15 protein-coding genes are annotated in these 20,729 nt (G+C 69.9%); 8 read left to right on the forward strand and 7 right to left on the reverse strand.

Annotated elements, in window-relative coordinates:
* Positions 1 to 3 precede the first annotated feature (3 nt).
* The gene (locus AOZ06_RS37995; RefSeq protein ID WP_054293787.1) at positions 4 to 582 is read right to left on the reverse strand and encodes a TetR/AcrR family transcriptional regulator; all 579 of its coding nucleotides are present in this window, start codon (positions 580 to 582) and stop codon (positions 4 to 6) included.
* Positions 583 to 2,109: an AMP-binding protein gene (locus tag AOZ06_RS38000; RefSeq protein WP_063810180.1), complete on the reverse strand. Its 1,527-nt coding sequence runs from the start codon at positions 2,107 to 2,109 to the stop codon at positions 583 to 585.
* Positions 2,110 to 2,391: 282 nt separating this feature from the next.
* Here AOZ06_RS38000 and AOZ06_RS38005 point away from each other — a divergent pair, with 282 nt between their 5' ends.
* The 6 genes from AOZ06_RS38005 (at position 2,392) to AOZ06_RS38030 (ending at position 7,052) form a co-directional block, all read left to right on the forward strand.
* Positions 2,392 to 3,552, forward strand: a complete 1,161-nt coding sequence (locus AOZ06_RS38005) for a response regulator transcription factor (RefSeq protein ID WP_054293788.1) — start codon at positions 2,392 to 2,394, stop codon at positions 3,550 to 3,552.
* Positions 3,534 to 4,055 (forward strand): sensor histidine kinase, encoded by a 522-nt coding sequence (locus AOZ06_RS38010; protein ID WP_054293789.1) that lies wholly within the window; start codon positions 3,534 to 3,536, stop codon positions 4,053 to 4,055. The genes AOZ06_RS38005 and AOZ06_RS38010 overlap by 19 nt, the downstream gene beginning before the upstream one ends.
* 124 nt (positions 4,056 to 4,179) lie before the next feature.
* Positions 4,180 to 4,731: an RNA polymerase sigma factor gene (locus tag AOZ06_RS38015; protein WP_169799032.1), complete on the forward strand. Its 552-nt coding sequence runs from the start codon at positions 4,180 to 4,182 to the stop codon at positions 4,729 to 4,731.
* On the forward strand, positions 4,728 to 5,180 hold the full coding sequence (locus AOZ06_RS38020; RefSeq protein WP_054293791.1) for a hypothetical protein: 453 nt from the start codon (positions 4,728 to 4,730) through the stop codon (positions 5,178 to 5,180). Before AOZ06_RS38015 ends, AOZ06_RS38020 begins: the two co-directional genes overlap by 4 nt.
* 70 nt (positions 5,181 to 5,250) lie before the next feature.
* Entirely contained in the window at positions 5,251 to 5,454 is a 204-nt protein-coding gene (locus tag AOZ06_RS38025; RefSeq protein WP_054293792.1) for a hypothetical protein, read from the forward strand.
* Positions 5,455 to 5,558: 104 nt separating this feature from the next.
* Entirely contained in the window at positions 5,559 to 7,052 is a 1,494-nt protein-coding gene (locus AOZ06_RS38030) for an alpha/beta hydrolase (protein WP_054293793.1), read from the forward strand.
* Here the strand turns inward: AOZ06_RS38030 and AOZ06_RS38035 are convergent, their stop codons facing one another.
* Complete coding sequence (locus tag AOZ06_RS38035; RefSeq protein WP_054293794.1) at positions 7,053 to 12,509, reverse strand: ATP-binding protein; 5,457 nt, start codon at positions 12,507 to 12,509, stop codon at positions 7,053 to 7,055.
* Between the two features lie 503 nt (positions 12,510 to 13,012).
* Between AOZ06_RS38035 and AOZ06_RS38040 the strand changes: the two genes are divergently transcribed.
* Entirely contained in the window at positions 13,013 to 14,734 is a 1,722-nt protein-coding gene (locus tag AOZ06_RS38040) for a glycosyl hydrolase family 18 protein (RefSeq protein ID WP_054293795.1), read from the forward strand.
* On the opposite strand, the gene AOZ06_RS38045 is transcribed toward AOZ06_RS38040, so the two are convergent.
* Positions 14,727 to 15,440 carry a cytochrome P450 family protein gene (locus AOZ06_RS38045; RefSeq protein ID WP_063810181.1) on the reverse strand — a complete coding sequence of 238 codons (714 nt, stop codon included), beginning with the start codon at positions 15,438 to 15,440 and terminating at the stop codon, positions 14,727 to 14,729. The two genes, AOZ06_RS38040 and AOZ06_RS38045, sit on opposite strands and share 8 nt — an antisense overlap.
* Positions 15,441 to 15,504: 64 nt before the next feature.
* On the opposite strand from AOZ06_RS38045, the gene AOZ06_RS38050 reads away from it, so the two are divergent.
* Positions 15,505 to 16,206: an ArsR/SmtB family transcription factor gene (locus tag AOZ06_RS38050; protein WP_054297231.1), complete on the forward strand. Its 702-nt coding sequence runs from the start codon at positions 15,505 to 15,507 to the stop codon at positions 16,204 to 16,206.
* Here AOZ06_RS38050 and AOZ06_RS38055 read toward each other — a convergent pair whose 3' ends face one another.
* The 3 genes from AOZ06_RS38055 to AOZ06_RS38065 all read right to left on the reverse strand — a co-directional run bounded on the left by AOZ06_RS38055 (position 16,207) and on the right by AOZ06_RS38065 (position 20,723).
* Complete coding sequence (locus AOZ06_RS38055) at positions 16,207 to 17,622, reverse strand: alpha/beta hydrolase (protein ID WP_169799033.1); 1,416 nt, start codon at positions 17,620 to 17,622, stop codon at positions 16,207 to 16,209.
* A gap of 61 nt (positions 17,623 to 17,683) precedes the next feature.
* A complete protein-coding gene (locus tag AOZ06_RS38060) occupies positions 17,684 to 18,271 on the reverse strand; it encodes an AAA family ATPase (protein ID WP_236951876.1) in 588 nt (195 codons plus the stop codon).
* Between the two features lie 163 nt (positions 18,272 to 18,434).
* The gene (locus AOZ06_RS38065; protein ID WP_063810182.1) at positions 18,435 to 20,723 is read right to left on the reverse strand and encodes a penicillin acylase family protein; all 2,289 of its coding nucleotides are present in this window, start codon (positions 20,721 to 20,723) and stop codon (positions 18,435 to 18,437) included.
* Between the last annotated feature and the right edge of the window lie 6 nt (positions 20,724 to 20,729).

A 20,729-nucleotide genomic window follows, 5' to 3' on the forward strand; every position in this document is an offset into this window, starting at 1 on the left:
AACTCAGGACGGTCCCCGCCCCGGCGTGCCGAGCATCCGGTCCACCAGGTCGTCGGCGAGCTCGCCGGTGAGCGGCCCCATCCCGAACAGCGAGCGCACGTAGACCGGCGCCAGGATCTGATCGACCACGTCGGCCACCTCGGGCGCTTCCTCCCCGCGCGCACGGGCGCGGTCGAGCATCGTGCGCAGCTGACGGCTTCGCTCCGCGAGGAACTGTTCCCTGGCGCGGGCTCCCGTCTCACCTGCCGCCGCCAGCGCGATCACCAGCCGCAGCACAGCGGGACCGGCCGGGCCGTCGGCCTCGCGGACGACGTTCGCGGCGTACGTGCGCAAGTCGCCGTCGAGCGTTCCCGTGTCAGGGACCGGAGAAGTCCTGGTCAGCCACGTGATCACCACGTCGGCCGTCAGCTCCTCCAGGTCGCCCCAGCGGCGGTAGACGCTGGTGTCCGCGACGCCCGCGCGTGCGGCGACGTCCGCGACGGTGAACTTGCCGTAGCCGCGTTCCGCCACCAGCTCGGTGACCGCTTGGTGCACTGCCGCACGGACCCGGGCACTGCGGCCGCCTGGCCGTCGCACCACCATTCAGCTCTGTCCACCTTGGACCAGACGGCGGCGCATCTTCCCGCTCTCGGTGCGTGGCAGCCGCGCGACGACCTCGATCCGCCGCGGCACCTTGAACCGCGCCAGTCCGTCGCGGCAGAACTCCGCGAGCCGGTCGGGCAGCGTGTCGTCGCCGGGTTCCACCGGCTGCACGTACGCCACGACGCGCTGGCCCCATTCGTCGTCCGGTTCACCGACCACGGCGGCGTCGGCGACCAGCGGGTGGGCCAGCAGCCGCGCCTCCACCTCGGCCGGGTAGATGTTCACGCCGCCGGAGATGATCAGGTCGGTCCGCCGGTCGCGCAGGAACAGCCGCCCCTCCTGGTCGAGACAGCCGAGGTCGCCGACGGTGACGAACTCGTCCACCCGCGCGGCGGCGGTCTTCTCCTTGTCCCCCAGGTATTCGAAGTTCGGGACCGCCAGGCTGTGGTAGACCGTGCCGACCTCGCCCGCAGGGACGTCCTTGTGCTCGTCGTCGAGGATCCGCAGCTGGACGCCGGGCATGGCCGTGCCGGCCGTGCCGGGTGCGGCGAGCCATTGCGCCGAAGTGGTCGCCGTGACCAGCCCGGCCTCAGTGGATCCGTAGTACTCGTAGACCACCTGGCCGAGCCAGTCGATCATGTCCTGTTTGACGTGCGGCGGGCACGGCGCGGCACCGTGCACCACGCTGGTGAGACTGGACAGGTCGTAGCGTGCACGGATCTCAGGCGCGAGCCGCAGCATCCGGTGGAACATGGTCGGCACCAGGTGCGTGGTGGTGACGCGGTGGCGTTCGATGAGCCGGAGCACTTCCTCGGCGTCGAAGCGTTCCATCAGCACCACCGTCTGCCCGAGGTGCAGGGCGCGCAGGGCGAACCCGCCCGGCCCCGCGTGGTACAGCGGGCACGCGACCAGGTGCACACCGGGACCTGGCACGTAGCCCAACCGCGCGGACGTCGCGACCGCGACCGGGTCGTAGGGCCGCGGTGGACCGTCCGGCAGCGCGCGGCGGACCGCCTTCGGCCGTCCGCTCGTGCCGGAGGTGTAGATCATCATCCCGCCCGCGGACCGGGTCTGGGGCTCGTCGCAGGGGAGGTCCACGCCCAGCTCGTGGTAGTCGCGCCAGCCGCCGACCGGCTCGAACGAGAACCGCCGCCGCTCGGTGACGCCCGACTGCTCGAGCACGTCCGTGGTCCGGGCCGCGACATCGGCCTCGGCGATCACCACCACCGGACGGCTGTCGGTGGCGAAGTGGCGGAACTCCTCGGCCGACGAGCGCCGGTTGACCGGCACGAAATACAGGCCGGACTGCGCGGTCGCCACCGCGATCTCCAGGAACGCGGGCCGGTTGCCCACCAGGGTCAGCACGCGGTCGCCCCGGCTCGCGCCGAGGTCCGCCAGCGCCCGGCTGAGCTGGTTGGCACGGCGGATGAGCTCACCGTAGCTGATCACCGCACCGGACACGTCGACGACGGCCGGCCGGCCGGGGTGCTGCCGCGCCTGGGCGTAGACCGACAGGGACGTGTCCACATCCGCCTCCCTAAAGCAGCCAGTGACTGCGTTAAGCCGACCTTACGATCGCGGGCACCCGGCCGCAAGGAGCTACGTTGTTTGCGTTGGCTGGCCCGTCCCCGGCGTTTCTCGGCACAGTGAACGAGTCCAGCCACCGCTTTCCGGCCTGGCTGACACCGGAGGGGCCGCCCGGCGTGGTCGCGAAGAGCTGACGAAGCCGCGCTCACCGATCAGCTCCGGAAAGCCCGGCACGAAACGCGTTTCGTGCGCATAGCCTGAGCAAGAGGGGAGGTACGTCCCATGGACGAGTCGTGTCCGGTGTGCGGGAGACCGCTGCCCGCACCGCCGCAGGCGGGCCGCCCCCGGCAGTTCTGCGACAACACCTGCAGGTCAGCCGCACGCCGGAGCAGGGAACGCGAACGCAAGGCCGCCGAGGCCGAGCAGTCGCGGCGCTGCTCGGCCGCTTTCGCCGGGCACCGCTGCGAACGGCCCGCCGTCGCCGGCATCAGCCTGGACGGCAAGGAAAGCCGCGTCTGCGCCGAGTGCCGTGACGTCACCGTGTCGTTCCTGGTCCAGCAGGGTGTGCCGGCCGATTCCCTTGCGGTCACGGCATCCGCGGAACACCGAGCCACGCCCGAACCGGTGTCAGCACGGCGCGTCAACACACGCGTTGTGCTCATCGAGGACGACCAAGGGGTTGGCAACGCCGTGAGCAACGCGCTGTCCAAGCGCGGGTACCGCGTCAAGTGGGAGACCACCGGCCGCGGCGGGATGACGGCGGCGTACCTGGCCAAACCGGACGTGATCCTGCTCGACCTCGGCCTGCCGGACATCGACGGCTTCGAACTGCTGCGGCAACTGCGCCTGGTCAGCGACGTCCCGGTGATCGTGGCCTCGGCTCGCGGTGAGATCAGGGACCGCACCCTCGGGTTGAACATCGGCGCGGACGACTACCTCGTCAAGCCGTTCAGCCTGGACGAACTGTGCGCGCGGATCGACCGCACCCAGCAGAACCGGGGCCCGGTCAGGTGGGTGCCGGAGATCTACGACGACGGCGTGCTGCGACTGGATTCCGCGAAGCTCGCCGCCACGGTGGCGGGCGTCCCGCTTGAGCTGACAGCGTTGGAGTTCCGCCTGCTGGAGACGCTCGCGCGGCAGGCGGGCAAAGTCCAGCCGATCGCCACGCTGCTGGTCAAGGCCTGGCGCGGCGCGGGCGGCAGGGGCGACGACCGCGTGAAGTTCGTGGTCTCCCGGCTGCGCGGCAAACTCGCGGAAACGGCGCTGGGCAGCGCCTCGATCGTGTCCGTGCGCGGAGTCGGCTACCTCTACCGAGGGCCGGACACGCGCGAGCAGGCCGAGGACAGCACCTCGTCACGGAAGACCGCGAACGGATCGCACGGGACCTGCACGATGTCGTCATCCAACGGCTGTTCGCGCTGGGCATGGGCCTGGAAGCGCTGACGACCAAGGCACCGGGGATAGCGGGCGAGTTGGCCAAGTACGTCAACGAGATCGACACGACCATCGACGACATCCGGCAGACCGTGTTCCAGCTCCAGCGGCCGGACGCGTCGGCGAACCTGCGGGACAAGCTGATGCGGCAGGTGAAAGCGGCCGGAAACGCGCTCGGCTTCGCACCGCGGGTCACTGTGGACCACACGCTCGGCAACGGCGTTCCCGATGGCGTTCAACGCGATCTGCTCGCCGCGCTGGGTGAGGCGTTGTCCAACGTGGTCAGGCACGCCGAAGCCACCGCGGTGGACGTGACGGTCCACGCCGACCGCGCAGACGGGGAACTCACCTTGGAGGTGCTGGACAACGGCGTCGGGATGCCCGAGGACGTCGTCCGCCGCAGCGGCCTCGCCAACCTCGAGGCCCGCGCACGCCGTTGGCGCGGTCGCTTCGCCGTCAGCCGGGTGCCCGGCGGGACGGCGTTGACGTGGACCGTGCCGTTGCCCGCCTGACCTGCACGATGTCACGAATCGGAGATCGACTCGCACTACCTGTTGTCAGAGGAACTCGTTCGAGGGGAGCGTCCGTGGTCAGACTTCCCGCCATGGTCCGCGGTTCACGCCGAGGAGGACCATGGTGACCAGTGAACAAATCCGACGCGTGGCGCCGGCCACGGTCAACGTCCTCGCGTACCGGGATTCGCAGCGAGCGGTGTTCGCCGAGTTCTACCGCGCCGAGGTGAAACCCCTGGTCCGGTTCGTGATGAAGATCGGGGCGAGCGAGCACGAGGCGGCCGACGCGGCGCAGACCGCGCTGACGCAGGCGTGGACCCACTGGTACGCGCTCAAGCAGCCGCGCGCCTGGATCCGCACTGTCGCGACCCGAGAGTTCTGGCGGCTGCGGCAGGACCCGGAGACACCGCACGCCGCGATACCGGACCGGGCCGAACTGTTGTCACCGGAGACCATCGTGGTCATCAGCGAACGGACGAAGGCAGCCCTGGCCATGTTGCACAGACTGCCGCCCCTGCAACGAGCAGTCCTGGCGTGGAGCGCCGACGGGTTCTCCAACGCCGAGATCGCACAACGGACCGGCTGCCGCACGGAAGTCGCCGTCCGCAAGAACCTTCAGCGAGCACGCGCGAACCTACGAGCACTTCTCGCCGAAGGGGAGGGACAGAACTCATGACCGACCGTCAGACGCCACAGGACGACGCGGTGGACGAACTGCTCGCCCACGTCGACGACGACCTCGACACCGCCCTCGACGACGCGCTGGACATCGAGACCGGGCTCGCCGCCACCATCCCGTCGGTCCCCCAAGCAGAGCTGATCAAGGCGATGCGCGAACGAGCTGCCGCGTTGCGCCAGGCGGCTTCCCCGCGGCCGCCACGCCCCTTCGGCGCCATGAGCGCCGGTGGCTTCGGCACGTCCCGGGTCATGGGCGCACCCGACGGCCCGTTCTTCAGCCAGCAGCACCTCGCCATGGGCGGCATAGGATCGCAGCCAGCCATGGCGGGCGCGGGAACCGGTGGTGGCGACGCTGATCACCACCGCGCGAGCTACCTCGCGAACTTCGAGGACGACCTCTTCGACATCACCCCGAACAAGAACGAACCGCCTGTCATAGGCATCTAGAAACCACCTCGGCACCAGGCTTTGCCGGACCGGCAAGGCCCGATCCCACCTGCCTGCAAGGAGCCGCCCCATGTCCGTCAACGAGGAAGAGGACCCGCCGCAGAGCCTCGCCGCGGAGCTGATCCGGGCATCCGCACCGGCCATCTACGGCCGCAGTTGGGTTCCCTACGTCCGCCTGCTGATTCTCCTGGTCGTCCTGGCCGTCGTCGTCATCGGTGCACGAGAGCTGTTCTCCCCCGCTCCCGCGCCGACGTCCACCACCTCCAACCAGTAGGTGTAGCCGGCTACACCCATGATCGACCAGCGTGCGCCATGGCCGCGCGATCACCGTCCCACCAGACTGGCGGCGCCTTTGTCCCCTTGCACTCAAGGATTGCGATGCGGTTCACGTTGCCCGCGGCACTCGCTGTGGGAGTTTCCACCCTGATCGCCGGTCCCACGCCCGCCGCGGCTTCGCCGCCCGCCGAACAGCTCGTCTGGCGGTCCTGTCCGGACGAGGACCTCGCCAAGGCGGGCGCGCAGTGCGCCGAAGTCACTGTGCCCCTAGACTACTCCGCTCCCGGTGGCCGCACGGTCAAGATCGCGATCTCCCGGATCAAGGCCACCGCGGGCCCCAAGCGCGGCATCCTGCTGGGCAACCCGGGCGGGCCGGGTGGCGCCGGGCTCGGCTACCTGCTCTCGCTGCGACCGGCACTGGGCGCAGTCGCCGACCAGTACGACCTGATCGGTTTCGATCCCCGCTTCCTCGGCGAATCGCAGCCGATCAGCTGCGGGACTCCGCCGCCGCCCGGCCAACCGGGGGTGAGAACCAATCCCCGCAAGGACTTCGACAGCGCCATCGAGTCCGCACGCGACTTGGCGGAGCGTTGTCACGAAACCAACGCGGCCCTGTTGCCACACGCCTCCACGCGCAATGCCGCGAGGGACATGGACGCGATCCGTGCCGCGCTGGGTGCGGGGAAACTGTCGTACTTCGGCACGTCCTACGGTGCCGACCTCGGTGCCGTGTTCACGCAGATGTTCCCGGCGCGGGCCGACCGGATCGTGATCGACTCGTCCACCGATCCGGCGGCATCCCAGTACGAACTCTTCCAGCGAACAGGGCGGCCACTGGAACGGGCGATGGACGAATGGGCCGCGTGGGTCGCCGGGCACCACAGCACATACCGTCTCGGTCGTACCGCCACCGAGGTCCGGGACACGGTGTGGCGTGTGCTCAAGCACGCCGGACACACGCCGATCCCGGTGGACGGCAACAGGATAAGCGCGCACGTGGTGCGGCTGATGCTCAAGCAGTCCCTGCACAACCAGGAGCACAACCCGGCGCTCGCCGCGTTGGTGCGTGACCTGGTCGCGGCGGACGCGGGCACGTTGACCAAACCCGGCCCCGAGCTGGCCGCCATGCTCGGCCTGTTGACGTCGCCGGAGCTGGAGGCGAGTCTCGTCGGCGGCGCGCTGTTCATGTGCGGTGACGGTGGCTGGCCCGCGGGCGGCTGGCCGAAGAACCCGCGGACTTACTGGCACAACATGCAGCGCAGCCGTGCTGCCGAGCCGGTCTTCGGGCCGTACGTCAACGGCATGATCGCGCCGTGCGCGTTCTGGAAGTCCACGCCACGCGAAGGCGGCACCGCGATCGGCAACAACGTGCCTGTGCTGATGCTGCACGCGTTGCGGGACAACAACGTCACATACGACGGCGCGCTCGCCCTGCACCGCAGGCTCGCCGGCTCGCGCATGGTGACAGCGGACATCCGGTCGCACGGTGTCTACGGACGCGGCGCTGAAGGCCTCACCGCCGTACCGTGCGCGGATGAGGCCGTCAACGACTACCTGCGTGGTGGCGCGCTGCCCACTGGGGACATCACCTGCTGATCAACTCTGGTTGGCCTCGATGGCTTCGACGATCTTCGGGCGGAGTTCCGCGGCGCGGATGACCGCGTCGACCGAGCCGACCTCGACGGCACGCTGGATGTCGTGCACGCGGTCGAACTCGGCGGCCACTTCACCGAGCTTCTCCGTGCGGACCGACGAACGCAACTCCTCGAGCTCCACGGTCAGCGCGGCGCGGGCGGCACCGGAGGCAGCGGCGACGCGTGCCTCCATGTCCCGTACGCGCAGGTCCGCCGCCGTGCGGGCGTTGACGTCACCGGCGAACACCACGGCGGCGGCGGGGGCGCCACCGAGCACCGAGGCGAACGAGCCCTCCAGCGCGAGCACCGTCATGTTCGGGTTCAGCTTCTTCGAGAACACCACGAACGCGCCGCCGTGGTACCGCGAGATCACGCAGAACACGATCGGGCCGCGGAAGTTCACGATCGCCCGGCCGATCTCGGCGCCGTACTCCAGCTGCAGCTTGCGCATCGACTCCGGGGAGCCGTCGAAGCCCGACAGGTTGGCCAGCACCACCAGCGGCCGGTTGCCGCTGGCCGCGTTGATCGCCCGCGCGGCCTTCTTCGACGACCGCGGGAACAGCGTGCCCGCGGTGTAGGAGTCCGGGCCGTCGGTCGGCGGGAAGCCGCGGCGCGGCACCGACCGGGACTCGATTCCCAGCAGGCACACCGGGATCCCGCCGATGTGCACGTCCTGCACGGCCGCGGTGTCCGCGTCCGCCATGCCCGCCCAGCGCTCCAGCACCGGGTGGTCCTGATCGGACAGTGCGCGCATCACCGTGCGGATGTCGAACGGCTTCTTGCGGTCCGGGTTGAACTCGGCCGAGAAGATCTGGCCGACCGTGGTGAAGTCGCTGCCTTCGACGGTGTGCGGGAAGTCGGTGATGTCGCGGTCGACCGGGTCGCTGGTCCTGGCCCGGCGCGGCGCGGACTCACCCGGCGCGATGTACGTGTGCTCGTAGTACGACATGAGCACGTCCCGCGCGGCCGTCAGGTTCGGCGCCCAGTACTGCGCCTGGCCGTTCGGGCCCATCACGCGGTCGTAGCCGCCGATGCCGAAGTTGTCCTCGGCCGACACGCCACCGGAGAAGTCCAGCGCCTGCTTGCCGGTCAGCACCATCGCCGAATCCGGTGTCATCACCAGGATTCCCTTGGTGTGCATGAGCATCGTGGCCTCGGCGTTCCAGTACGGCTGCGCGCCGACGTTGATGCCGACGACCACGATGTTGATCTCGCCGCCGTCCTGGGTGAACTCCACGATCCGCTTGAGCGCCGCGGCGACCCAGTCCATGTTCTCGGTACCGGACTGCATGGAGATCCGCGCGCCCGAGGACAGCGTGTACCACTCCAACGGCACCTGCAGCTGCTCGGCGAGGTCCAGCGCGGCGATCACGCGACGGCATTCCGGCTCCGACAACGCGCCCAGCGACTTCGTCGGGTCACCCAGCAGCACGACCCGCTTGACGCCCTGCGGGTGACGCTTGGTCTTCGTGGTGACCACACCGGCGACCATCGCCGCCGTGTTGCGTCCCTTCGGACGGTCGACTCGGACAAGCGCGTGGTTGTCGTCGAGGTCGTACTCGGTGAACTCGCCGAGCCTGTCGGTCAGCTCATACGGGTACACGGTGTTGCGGCTGGCCGCGCGCAACACCTTCAGGCGGTAGTCGTCGAGCGGCTCGATCACGTCGTCCGACGGCTCGCCGACAGTGAGCTCGGTACCGCCGGTGGCGTCGAACGTCAACCGCACGGCCACCTTGAACAGGTCACCGGTCGCCCGGTCGCGCTGCCGCGCGATGAACTGGATCTCCTCCAGCCCGGCGCCCGCGGTCGTCGGCAGCACGCGCTTGACGATCATCTCCAGCTCTTCGCGGGTGATGCCGCTCGGCGGCCAGACGTAGACCACGACCCGGTTGGTGTTGAACCGCGTCTTGGACGACTGCCGTGCCCGCGCGCGGCGGATCGAGTCCAGGCACGCGGAGATGGCGTCCTCGGCCGTGGGCAACGCGACAAGCCTGCCGTCCTGCTCGCGCAGCTCGGTCAGGTCACGCACCTGCGTGAACGCCGTGAGGCGCTCGTCGGACTGGTTGCCCCGGGCCACGCACCGGAAGAGGTAGACCTCCTCGTCCGACGACGGCAGGCGGGTCAGGTCGAACTTGGTGAGCCGCTCCATCTGCATCCGCTGCGCGATGTACGGGTGCAGCCCGCGGATCAGCCGTTCCTCGGCCATGCCGGTGGTCGACGGGCGGAACGTGACGTGGTGGTGCATGACCGCGCCACCACGGCCCGCGACGGTCGCGGTGAGCCTGCGGACCTGGTCGGGCAACGGGTGCGCGCTGACCACCTCGTGCAGCGCGGCCACCATCGCGTCCGAGTCGGCCGGCTGCTTCTCCCATGCCAGGTAGATGTCGGCGTCGATGGCGTCCTCGCTGACCGTCAGCTCAGCGAGGCCGTCGAGCGCGCTGCCGAGGGCGTCGAAGCTGACCGCGGCGGACACCACGCACGAGTCCGCGCGCTCGGCGACCACGAACGTGCAGTCCGCGACACGGCTCGTGCGGACGCTCTTGAGGCCCTTGTTGCCGTAGTACCGGCGGGTCAGGACTTCCAGCATGACCGCGTTGTCCAGGTTGTCCCGGACGAGCCGCTGGCCGAGCAGCCGCACCAACGGCTCGGTGCTGCGGACCATCTCGGCGATCCGCTCGGAGCGGTCCGACGCGCTGGGGTGCTCGTCCAGGTACCGCAGGTGTTTGCGGACGTCGGCGTACACGCGGGCGCGGTTGCGGCGGAACAGCGGCTGGCCGAACCACGCGAACACCACGCCACGCGCGAGGTCGGACACGATCGGGAAACGGACCTGCGTCGCGGCGACCAGCCGTTCCAGCACCAGACCGACCGGTTCGCGCAGCGTCTCGTCCGGCGGGGCCTCCTGCAGCCAGGAACGCAGCAAGGTCGTGATGACCAGCGCGTCGGCGGACGCGCGCTGCTGGGCCAGGAAGATGCGGAACACCGCGGCCTCGAGTTGCGGCGAGCGCTCCAGCTCGGCGACGCCGTAGTGGCCGAGCGCCTTGCGGAGCTTGGCCTGGAACGACTCCGGCAGCCCGGCCCGCTCGACGTCGAGGCTCTGCAGGTACGTGTGGAAGTACTCGCCCGCGCTGTGCACGTGGCTTTCCTCGACCGTGTCGCCACTTGGCCGGTTGCGGCTCAGCTCGGCGAGGTCGACGAACACGTCGATCAGCGCGAGTTCCTCGGCCAGCGGCCGGTCGCCGTGCTCGGCGGCGGCGCGCCGCGCGGCGACGTAGCCGTCGAGCACGCGGCCCTCGTCGTGCGGGTCGACGTCGAAGCCCAGCAACAGGCTGCGAAGGTCTTCCTGGCCGCGCGCGGCCCGCCGCACAGCCGGGATCGCGTCGGGCGCGGGGGGCAGGTCCAGTTCGACGGCCTGGACGCCCGCGGTGTCCTCGGCGTCGTCGTCGGCGATCGGCTCGAGCCGCAGCAGCGGGGCGCCGGTGGCGACCTGGCTGCCGACGGTCACGGCGCATTCCTTCAGCCGTGCCTTGAACGGCGCGCGCAGCACTGTTTCCATCTTCATGCTCTCCAGGACGAGCACGGGCGCGCCCGCCTCGACCTCGGCACCGACCTCCAGCGGCGTGGCGACGACCAGCGCGGGCGCGGGCGAACGCACGACGCCGCCTTCGTCCCGGCTGACGCGGTGGGTCACGCCGTCCACCTCGACCAGGTGGATCGGGCCGTGCGTGGCCGTCAGCACGCGGTAGCGCGCGCCGTTGACGGTGATCCGGCCGGTGTGCTGGTCGAAGCGTTCGAGCTCCACGTCGGCGGCGCGGACGTCCTCGCCCGCTTCGAGGCCGACGCGGAACCGGTGCGCACCGACCCGCGCGACACGCACGCGGTAGCCGACACCGCGCAGTTTCAGGTCCAGCGGACGGCCGCTTTCGTGCTGCACCTGGGGGCGTCCGCCGAACGCGGTGGACAGCAGGCGCTGTCGCTCGGCGCGCTCCTCGTCCTCGTACGCCTCGATCGCGGCGGCGATCAGCGCGACGGAGGAGTGCTGGTGGGACACGAGCCTGCCCTCGCCGCGGACGCGGTCGATCCAGCCGGTGTCCGCGCTGGCGTCGATCACCTCGGGCTGGGCGAGCAGGTCGAGCACGAAGCTCTTGTTGGTCGCGCCGCCCTCGATGATGACCGTGGTCTCGGTCATCGCCCGGCGCAGCCTGCCCAGTGCCTCGTCGCGGTCGCGGCCGTAGGCGATGATCTTGGCGATCATCGAGTCGAAGTCGGCGGGGATGGTGTCGCCTTCGCTGACACCGGTGTCCACGCGGATGCCCGGGCCCGCCGGGAGGTCGAGCCGCGCGATCCGGCCGGGTGACGGCGCGAAGTCGCGGTCGGGGTCCTCGGCGTTGAGACGCGCTTCGATGGCGTGCCCGCGCTCCACCGGCGGGCGGCCTTCCAGCCTGCCGCCGGACGCCACGTGCAGCTGGGCCCTGACCAGGTCGAACCCGGTCGTCGCCTCGGTGATCGGGTGCTCGACCTGCAGCCGGGTGTTGACCTCGAGGAACGCGAACAGCTTGTCCCCGGGGTGGTAGAGGAACTCGACGGTCGCCGCGCCGCGGTACCCGACCTTGACGGCCAGCCGCTCGGCCGACGCCTTGAGCTCGGCCGTCTGCTCAGCGTTGAGTACGGGCGACGCCGACTCCTCGATGACCTTCTGGTTGCGCCGCTGCACCGAGCAGTCACGCACACCCAGCGCCCACGCGGTGCCCTGGCCGTCGGCGATCACCTGGACTTCGACGTGGCGCGCGCCCGTGACCAGGCGTTCGAGGAACACGACGCCGCTGCCGAACGCGCGCGCGGCCTCCTGGCTGGTGCGCTCGTAGGCGTCGACGAGCTCGGCCTCGCTCGTGATCACGCGGATGCCGCGGCCACCACCGCCGGCGGTCGCCTTGAGCATCAGCGGGTAGCCGATCTCGGCCGCCGCGACCATGGCGGCGTCCAGCGTCTCCACCGCGCCGCGGCTCCACGGCGCGACCGGCACGCCGACCTCCTCGGCGATCAACTTCGCGCCGATCTTGTCGCCGAGTTTGCGCATGGCGTCGGCGCCCGGGCCGACGAAGGTGACCCCGATCCGGTCGCAGAGCTCGGCGAACGCCGGGTCCTCCGCGACGAAGCCCCAGCCGACCCACGCGGCGTCGGCCTTGGTCTCGACCAGTGCCTGTTCGAGCACCTTCAGGTCGAGGTAGGGCCGCGACGCGGCCGGGCCGAGGTCGTAGGCGACGTCGGCTTCGCGGACGAACGTGGCCGTGCGATCGACATCGGTGTGCAGCGCGATGGTCTCGATCGGTGTCGCGGATTCCGCGGCCAGGTCCCGGACTGCGTGGATGAGCCGCATGGCGGCCTCTCCACGGTTGACAATGGCGACACGACTGAACACCCGACCAAGCCCTCCTCGTTCTGTGCGCGCTTCGCAGCGACGCCTCCCGCGCCCGTACAGCCTGTACCGCTACCAGTCGGTAGGGATATGTCGCGAGGGGAGCATGCTAGCGCTCTCCAATTGTGGGGAACCACCAAAAGCCCACTTGCCGACGGGTCGCTACGCTGGACCGGGTGACGCGTTTCACCCTGTTGTACAGGACATGCTCCGATTTTCTCCGCGCGTCCCGGCCCGGGCAACCCCCGCTTGGACGTCAGCCCCCTACAAAAGCCCCCTAAAAAAAGAGCACAGACGGAGAAGGCCGGGCGAGCGGGGGCCACTGTGGACGAACCGGCTGCGGCGTTTGCGGCCGTGGCGGGCGGTATGGGCGATATGTCAAGGGGAAGTTGGCCCGAACAGCGTCTGGCCGTAAGGTCTAGACCACTTCACACTTGATCGCACCGCCAGTTCATGGGGTCGGGGCGCGACGACCCCATGAGACTCCCCTGCCTTGGAGTACACCCATGAGACGCTTGTTCTCGTTGGTGGCGACCGTGTCCACAGCCATCGGACTCACGGTAGCCACCGCCGCCCCCGCCAGCGCGGCGGCACTACCCGCCCACGTGTTCGCGCCATACTTCGAGGCGTGGACCGGTGAGAGCCCCGCCGCGCTCGCGCAGCAGTCCGGCGCCAAGCACCTGACCATGGCGTTCCTGCAGACCGCGACCGCCGGTTCCTGCACGGCGTACTGGAACGGCGACCCAGGCATGCCCATCGCCGCCAGCACGTTCGGCAACGACATCAAAACCATCAAGTCACGAGGTGGCGACGTCATCCCGTCCTTCGGCGGCTACACGGCCACCACGACGGGCACCGAGATCGCCGACAGCTGCGGCAACGTCAGCCAGATCGCCGCGGTGTTCCAGAACGTCATCACCACCTACGACATCAGCCGGATCGACCTGGACATCGAGGCCGACTCGCTGAACAACGCGGCGGGCATCGACCGCCGCAACAAGGCGATCAAGCAGGTCGAGGACTGGGCAGCGGCCAACGGGCGCACAATCCAGTTCTCCTACACGCTGCCCACCACCACGCAGGGCCTCGCGGAAAGCGGGCTCGCCGTGCTGCGCAACGCCGTCACCAACAACGCGCGCGTGGACGTCGTGAACCTGATGACGTTCGACTACTACGACAACCAGCCGCACGACATGGCCCGTGACACCCAGACCGCCGCCGAAGGCCTGGTGCGCCAACTGGGCGCGCTGTACCCCGGCAAAACCCCGGCGCAGCTGTGGGCGATGGTCGGCATCACCGAGATGATCGGCATCGACGACTTCGGTCCCGCGGAGACCTTCACCACAGCCAACGCCGTCACCGTCTACAACTGGGCGGTGGCCAAGGGAATCAACACCCTGTCGTTCTGGGCGCTGCAGCGTGACAACGGCAACTGCCCCGGCACGGGCGGGCGCGACGACTGTTCCGGTGTGGCACAGGAAACCTGGCAGTTCAGCCGGACCTTCGCGCCGTTCACCGGCGAGAACCCCAACCCGGGCAACGACTTCGCGGTCACGCTGAACCCGTCGTCCGGCGCGGTCAACCCGGGCGCGGCGACCTCGGCGGCGATCAGCACGACCGTCACCTCCGGCACGGCGCAGACCGTGACGTTCTCGGTAGCGGGCACGCCGCCCGGTGTCACGGCGGCCGTCAGCCCGTCTTCGGTGACCGCCGGCGGGTCCGCGACCCTGAACATCTCGACCACAACGGCCGCACCACCAGGTTCATACCCGCTGACGATCACCGCGACCTCGCCCGCCGCGAGCCACACCGTGGTGTACACGGTGACCGTGAACGGAAGCTCGCCGTCCGGCGGCATCCTCAACGCGGGCTTCGAGTCAGGCGCACTGACTCCGTGGTCGGGGCAAGGTGACACGGTCGTCAGCACGCCGACACACTCCGGCACCAAGTCGTTGCAGGTCAACGCGACGGGCTCGTCGACAGGCCAGGCGTCGCAAGCCGTCACCCTTGAGCCGAACAAGAGCTACACGCTGAAAGCCTGGGTGCAGGGCAACTTCGCGTACCTCGGCGTGAGCGGTGGCGCCACCGCGAGCGCGTGGACGTCGTCCAGCGGGTGGAAACAGCTGTCCGTTCCGTTCACCACCGGCTCGTCCGGCGCGGTGACCGTGTACGTGCACGGCTGGTACGGCCAGGGCACGGTCTACGCCGACGACTTCTCCATCAGCTAGCGCGCACTGCCTCGAGTATCCCCTCGGCGATCGCGATGGCGTGCACCTGACCTGGGCACTCGTGCGGCCCCGCACCGAAGGGCAGGCCACTGCCCGCGAGGTCGACGGACACGACCGTGCCTGTGCCGGGTTCGGCACGCCTGGTCGCTCGCACCGGCGGGTCGTCGCGGAGTGTCTCCGCGACGACCTCGGCCGGGTTTTTCCCTTCCGTACGGCGAAGTACGGCGTTGCCGACCAGGCCCGCAGTGGCGGCGTACGCCTGGGCCAGCAGAGCGATCCGCCCGGCGGTGGGTTCGTCCGCGGTGCCACCCATCAACTCGACGAGCTCGGCCACGGCTTCGTCGGCGGGTTCCTCGGGCCCGGTGCCGGGCTGGTAGGCCCCGGCGACGGCGGCGACAGCGCCCACCGGCAGGTCGGGCGCGCCCAGCGCGTGACCGAGCACGGCAGCCGGGACGACTCCGGCGACGTCGGCGACCAGGACCGCTGGTCGCCCGGCGAGGATGGCCCTGGTGTGCTCCGCGGCCTGTTGACGCAGGTCAGCGACGTCGATGGCGGCCAGGATGGTCGTGACCTGTGCTCGGCGACGCTCGTGGTCGGGGCCGTCGGTGAACCGTGCGACATTGCGCCGCAGCCAGCGGATCCCGACCGGCGGGCCACCGTCCGGGACAGGTGGGATCGTACAGGCGGCGTCCGTGAGGATCGACATGCGGCCACGTTACGACCGGAACGTTTCGGTGTGCGCCGAACTGTCGGCGGCGCAGAATGTGCGCATGGTGCGTGGATCGGAACTCGCGGAACTGGCGGCCCTGCTCGCCGACAGCACCCGTGCGGAAATCTGCCTGGCCCTGTTGGACGGTCGCGCGTGGACAGCGCGTGAACTGGCCGGCCACACCGGGATGGCACCGTCCACGACGACCGAACACCTCAACCGGCTCGTGGCGGGCGGACTGCTGGTCGAGCGCCGCCAAGGGCGCCACCGCTACGTGCAACTGGCCGGTCCGGCGACGGCGCAACTGCTGGAACACCTCTCGTCCTTCACGACACCGGCGAAACCGACCACGCTGCGTGCCGTGACGGCGTCGGCGGCCCTCGCCCGCGGCCGCACCTGCTACGACCACTTCGCAGGCAGGCTCGGCGTGGCGATCACCGACGCGATGACCGCGCAGGGCCTGCTCGACGCCGGCAACGACCTGTCACTGACCCGTGCCGGACGGGCCTGGCTGACCGGCGATCTGGGGATCGCCGAAACCGACCTGCGCACGGCGGAACGGCCGCTGACCCGAACGTGCCTGGACTGGACCGAACGCCGGTCCCACCTGGCCGGTACGGCAGGAGCCCAGATCTGCCGCCGGTTCCAGGAGAACTCGTGGACCAGGAAGGTCGGCAGCAGCCGCGCTGTCCGCCTGACACCCGCGGGAGAACAAGCCCTGCGGGATCTGCTCGGCATCGACGCGGCCGCGGTCGTCGGCTAGTCAGCACACTGTGGACGGTGGCGGGAGCTGCCTGGTGATGAGGTAGTCGACCGTCCTGGCGTTGGCGCACGCGTTGTGCATGGGCCACGCGGCGTGGCCGTCGCCGTCCCACCGCAGCAGCATGCTGTTGGGCAGTTGACGGCGGGTGTTCTCAGCCCACAACCGAGGCGTGGCCACGTCATGCGCGCCGGAAACCAGCAGTGTCGGCGGTAGTTGTGCGGTGGCGCGCCAGGGGTGCGGCTGCCATTGCGCCGGTATCGGCCAACCCACACACCCGGACATGATGTCCCAGAACTCCGAATAGCCACGCAGGTCCGGCGCCACTTCACGCGCGGTGCGGCCAAGCTCGGGCAGACGTGCGGCGACGCCCCGCGTGTCGACGTCCTGGCAGATGATCGACCGGTACATGCCGTAGCCCCACGGGTCGGTGTGCATGCCCGTCTGGTGGATGGCGGTGCCGTCGCCTTGTTGTGCGGCCTTCAACGCTGTTGCCAGGTTCGGGTACAGCATCGGTGACTGCAAGAACGCGTTCACGCCCATCTGCACTTCGCGCGCGGTCACGTTCGCCTGCCCGGCTTTGAGTTGACCACGGTCAGCCATGTCCTGGACCGACCGCAACGCCTCGGGGACGTCCACGCCGCACCCGGTCTGCCCCGCACACCACCCAGCGAACCGGTTCACGCTGTCCTGCACGGCTTTCGCGTCGTCGATGGCGAGTTTGCCCGCGCCCAGCGACCGGTCGGCGATCGCGTCGAGCACCAGCGCACGCAGCCGATCCGGGAACCGTTCGGCGTAGGCACGGCCGAGCATGGTGCCGTAGGACACGCCCAGGAAGCTGATCTGCCTCTCCCCCAACAACGAACGGACGGCGTCCATGTCGTGGGCGACGCTCACCGTGTCCAGGTGCTCCGCCGCTGACCCGTGACATGACTGGGCGAATGCCGCGTTTGCCGCGATGAGAGCACGAACGCCCGCGGTGTCGGCCGGGAACCGGTCCACCGCCGGGTCGTGGGCGGGCTTGTCGCACTTGATCGGTTCGCTGCCCGCGACACCGCGCGGATCGATCCCGACCACGTCGAACCGTTCCAGAACGGCCTTGCCGAGGTACCGCTCGGCGTACAGGGGCTGGGTGAGGTACCCGGCCGCGCCCGACCCCGGCCCGCCGGGGTTGAACATGAGCACGCCGACCCGTTTGGACACGTCCGCCGCGGGCAGCCGGGCGATCCGCAGGCTGACCTGCCCACGACCAGTCGACCAGTCCGCGGGCACACGCACAGCGGCACACCGCACCGGATGGTCCTTCGGCGCCTCAGGGCAAGCCCGCCAGTCGATCGTCTCCTTCGCCTGTGCCTGCGTGCACGTGAACATCGTGCCCGCCACCACCGAAGCGAGGAGAACGGATTTGATCTTGGCCACCGGCCCATGGTGTCGGTTGCCGCGCGTGGCGGCAACCAGTTCGCCACGCATCAGGGAAAGATCAGGAACATCCCTGAGGAACCACGCGTAACGCGGCGTTGACCCGCTGGTCAGCGCTCACCCACGGCCGAGGACGCAGAACCGGTACACCGTGCCGCACAGCTTGCCCGGCGAGCCAGTCACCATACGCGAGGCTGCACTCGGCTCGTTTGCGCTGGATCCCCGCTTCGGGTTCACGGGCGGCGTAGTTACGGATCAACTGGTCGAGATCCGGCTCATGCACGACAACCGCGCGTACGACATCACCCCAGTCGGCACCCAGCTCGGGAAGCAGATAGTCGCCCTCGATGACCACAGGTGTGGCTGTTTGCACGTGGTTGGCGATCACCGCGTTCACCGCGGGCGCAAGGACACGGGCGGTGGCGATCTGCATGTCGACGATCTGCTGGACCGGCAGCCGCCCCTCCGCGTCGGGATTCTCGTCCCAGTAGTGCAACTCCGGCTGCTGCCCGGCGGTGGTCAGGGTCTGCGCGGCGATGACCAGATCGTCCACTTCGACCAGAGCCGCGCCGGCCCGGCGAGCAAGCGGATAGCTCAGCATCGTCTTGCCCGCCCCAGACGGCCCGCACACCAGAAATACCTGCGTCACTTGAACAGCTTGCACGGCCACTGCGCAGTTGTCAGGTGGATATGACAGCCGAGCGCCCACGACTTCTGCCTGCTGGTCACGCGCCGCAGGACCCGGGGCCCACCGCGGTCGGCGCGGGCACGCGGCAGTGGCTCGGCATCGCCCGTGCCTTCCCCTGATCTCCTCACCTGAGCACCCGCACGGCCAGCCGCGGGTCACGGGCGATCTCGGTCTCGGTGAACAGCCCGGTGACCCACTGTTTGCGGGCGTAGAGGCGGGCCTGGTCGGTGTGGTGCGGTGACGCCTTGTTCACCGACTGGCCGTGGATCAGGATGCTGCGCATCCGCGGCCCGCTCCTGGTCAGTTCGGCGGCCATGACGAAGCTGGATCCGTGCCGGATGTCCGGCGCCTGGCTGACGGGCACGCGGCCGTACGGGCCGTTGATGACGTTGAAGCACCCTTCCGCGCCGTTGCAGCCGTGGATCGGGATCCCCGCGTACTGCTGGACGGTGTCCAGCGGCAGATCCACCGGGACCCCGGCGGCGGCGAACGCCTTGACGGTGTCGGCGAACGCTTGCTTGAGCCGCGGGCTGCCCGCGTTGATGTCACGGGGTGTGCGGGCCGGGTCGGCGACGTCGAACGGCACCAGCCACATGTCGGGCCCGCGCATCCCGTTGTTGCCGTAGACACGCCAGAAGTACGCGCCCCGGCTGCGTTCGCCGGTCTCCCCGGTTCCGTCCCACGCGGCCAGCGCGGCACACGCCGCCCGGACGTCGACCGGGGAACCGTCGCTCGCCGTCAGCGTCGGGTTCGCCTGGCACACGGCGACAATGGCCACACGGCCCTGTTCCGCGGTCAGGTTCCGGTTGCCGAGCATGCTCGCCTGCAAGGCCGGCAGCGTGAAACCCGGCGCGCCGAGTCCGTCGCTGCCGTCGAGCCGGTCGGCGATCATGTCCAGCCCCAGCCGTGTCCGGGGTGACCGCTCGGTGCCGACGTCGCCGACGATCGACGGGTAGCCGGTCAGCGGCTGGGCCGGATTGGCCAGCCACGGGCTGTTGTTCATGTTGCTGACGTGGTCGTGGCGCACCAGGCTCGGCAGCCGGCCGGGCCCGAGCCTGCCGGGGACGACGGCGTCCGGGTCGCTGCCCCAGCCGCACGACGAACGGCTGCCGTCCAGGACCAGCCTGCCGATCTGCGGTCCGGCCGCGCAGCGGGCCCGTAGCTCGTCGGTGACGTGCGGGACGACCTGGATGTCGGCGTAGTAGGCGGCTCCGGTGCTGTCCGCGGCGACCGTGTTGACCCACGGCAGCCCTTGGTGGCGTTTCAGCGACGCGTGCACGTCCTGGACGTTGCCCGACCGGGCGATCGCCAGCCATTGGTCCACCAGGCGCAGGTTGTCGGCGTTGGCGTCGCGGAACACATACGCCGTGCTGTCAGTCCACTCCCCCGGACCGGGCAGCTCGTAGAGCGGGCCTTCCGGTGTGCGGTAGAGGGTTCTGGTCACGGGGCGGACGCTGCCGTCGGGCTGGCGGGCCGCCACTGTCACCTGCTCGCTGGTCATCCGGTGCGCCTGACCGTCCACGACGTAACTCGTGGGATCACCGGGAACAAGCGCCAGTTTGCTCAGCGTGGTCACTTCGGCGTCGGATGTGGTGTGGCTCCACGCCATCCGGTCGTTGTGGCCGATCAGGACGAACGGCGCACCGGCCATCCCCGCACCGCTGACGTTCAGCTCGCCGGGGATGGTCAGGTGCTGCTGGTAGAACCGGAAGTCGTCCTGCCACAGGAAATGCGGGTTGCCGAGCACCATCCCGGTCCGGCCCGCGGTCGCCGCCTTCCCGAGGCCGATCGCGTTGCTGCCGACGTCCCCGGGACGGGCGACCGGTGTGGCCGGTGGCACCGGGGAGCCGGGCGGTTGTGCCGTCACGAGGTTCCCGGGCGCCGATTCGCCGCCTTCGAAGGTGGCGACCTGGTAGACCCGCCGCCACATGTCGATCTCGGTGAGCGGACGAACCCATTGCGCGCCACGGCATGTGACGTCGGTCGAACCGCCCGTCCCGGCGAGATGGCGGTTGTAGCCGTCGGCGTAGCCGCGCATCAGGTCGCGCGCCTGCCGTGACGGGCCGTTCGGCGCAGCGAGCAACCGTTCGATCACACGCGACTGGTTGACCCGCTGGTGGTAGAGGTCGCTGACCAGGTTGTTGTCACCGCTCAGCGTGGTCGCGCCCGGTCCGTGCCAACGGGATCGCTCGCCCGCCAACGTCACGGCGATGTCGGCGAGTGCGCACGCGTTGTCCTCGGCGAACGCGTATCCGGCGCCCAGGCCCAGCCCCCGGTAGTCGGCCGCCTTGATGTGCGGGATCCCGTAGGACGTCCGCCGGATCACGGTGGCCTGCCCGTCCGGGCTCGCGGCAGCGGGCACACCCGCGAACAGCGCGGCCGCAACAGATAAGGCACCCCAGTGTCGTTTCATTCCAGT

Origin of the sequence: Kibdelosporangium phytohabitans (assembly GCF_001302585.1) — a bacterium.
Taxonomy (GTDB): Bacteria; Actinomycetota; Actinomycetes; order Mycobacteriales; family Pseudonocardiaceae; genus Kibdelosporangium; species Kibdelosporangium phytohabitans.

Coding starts and splice junctions, on each gene's coding strand:
- AOZ06_RS38030 (WP_054293793.1), top strand. CDS start 5,559: ATGCGGTTCACGTTGCCCGCGGCACTCGCTGTGGGAGTTTCCACCCTG.
- AOZ06_RS38050 (WP_054297231.1), top strand. CDS start 15,505: ATGGTGCGTGGATCGGAACTCGCGGAACTGGCGGCCCTGCTCGCCGAC.
- AOZ06_RS38005 (WP_054293788.1), top strand. CDS start 2,392: ATGGACGAGTCGTGTCCGGTGTGCGGGAGACCGCTGCCCGCACCGCCG.
- AOZ06_RS38045 (WP_063810181.1), bottom strand. CDS start 15,440: ATGTCGATCCTCACGGACGCCGCCTGTACGATCCCACCTGTCCCGGAC.
- AOZ06_RS38040 (WP_054293795.1), top strand. CDS start 13,013: ATGAGACGCTTGTTCTCGTTGGTGGCGACCGTGTCCACAGCCATCGGA.
- AOZ06_RS37995 (WP_054293787.1), bottom strand. CDS start 582: ATGGTGGTGCGACGGCCAGGCGGCCGCAGTGCCCGGGTCCGTGCGGCA.
- AOZ06_RS38010 (WP_054293789.1), top strand. CDS start 3,534: ATGGGCCTGGAAGCGCTGACGACCAAGGCACCGGGGATAGCGGGCGAG.
- AOZ06_RS38020 (WP_054293791.1), top strand. CDS start 4,728: ATGACCGACCGTCAGACGCCACAGGACGACGCGGTGGACGAACTGCTC.
- AOZ06_RS38025 (WP_054293792.1), top strand. CDS start 5,251: ATGTCCGTCAACGAGGAAGAGGACCCGCCGCAGAGCCTCGCCGCGGAG.
- AOZ06_RS38065 (WP_063810182.1), bottom strand. CDS start 20,723: ATGAAACGACACTGGGGTGCCTTATCTGTTGCGGCCGCGCTGTTCGCG.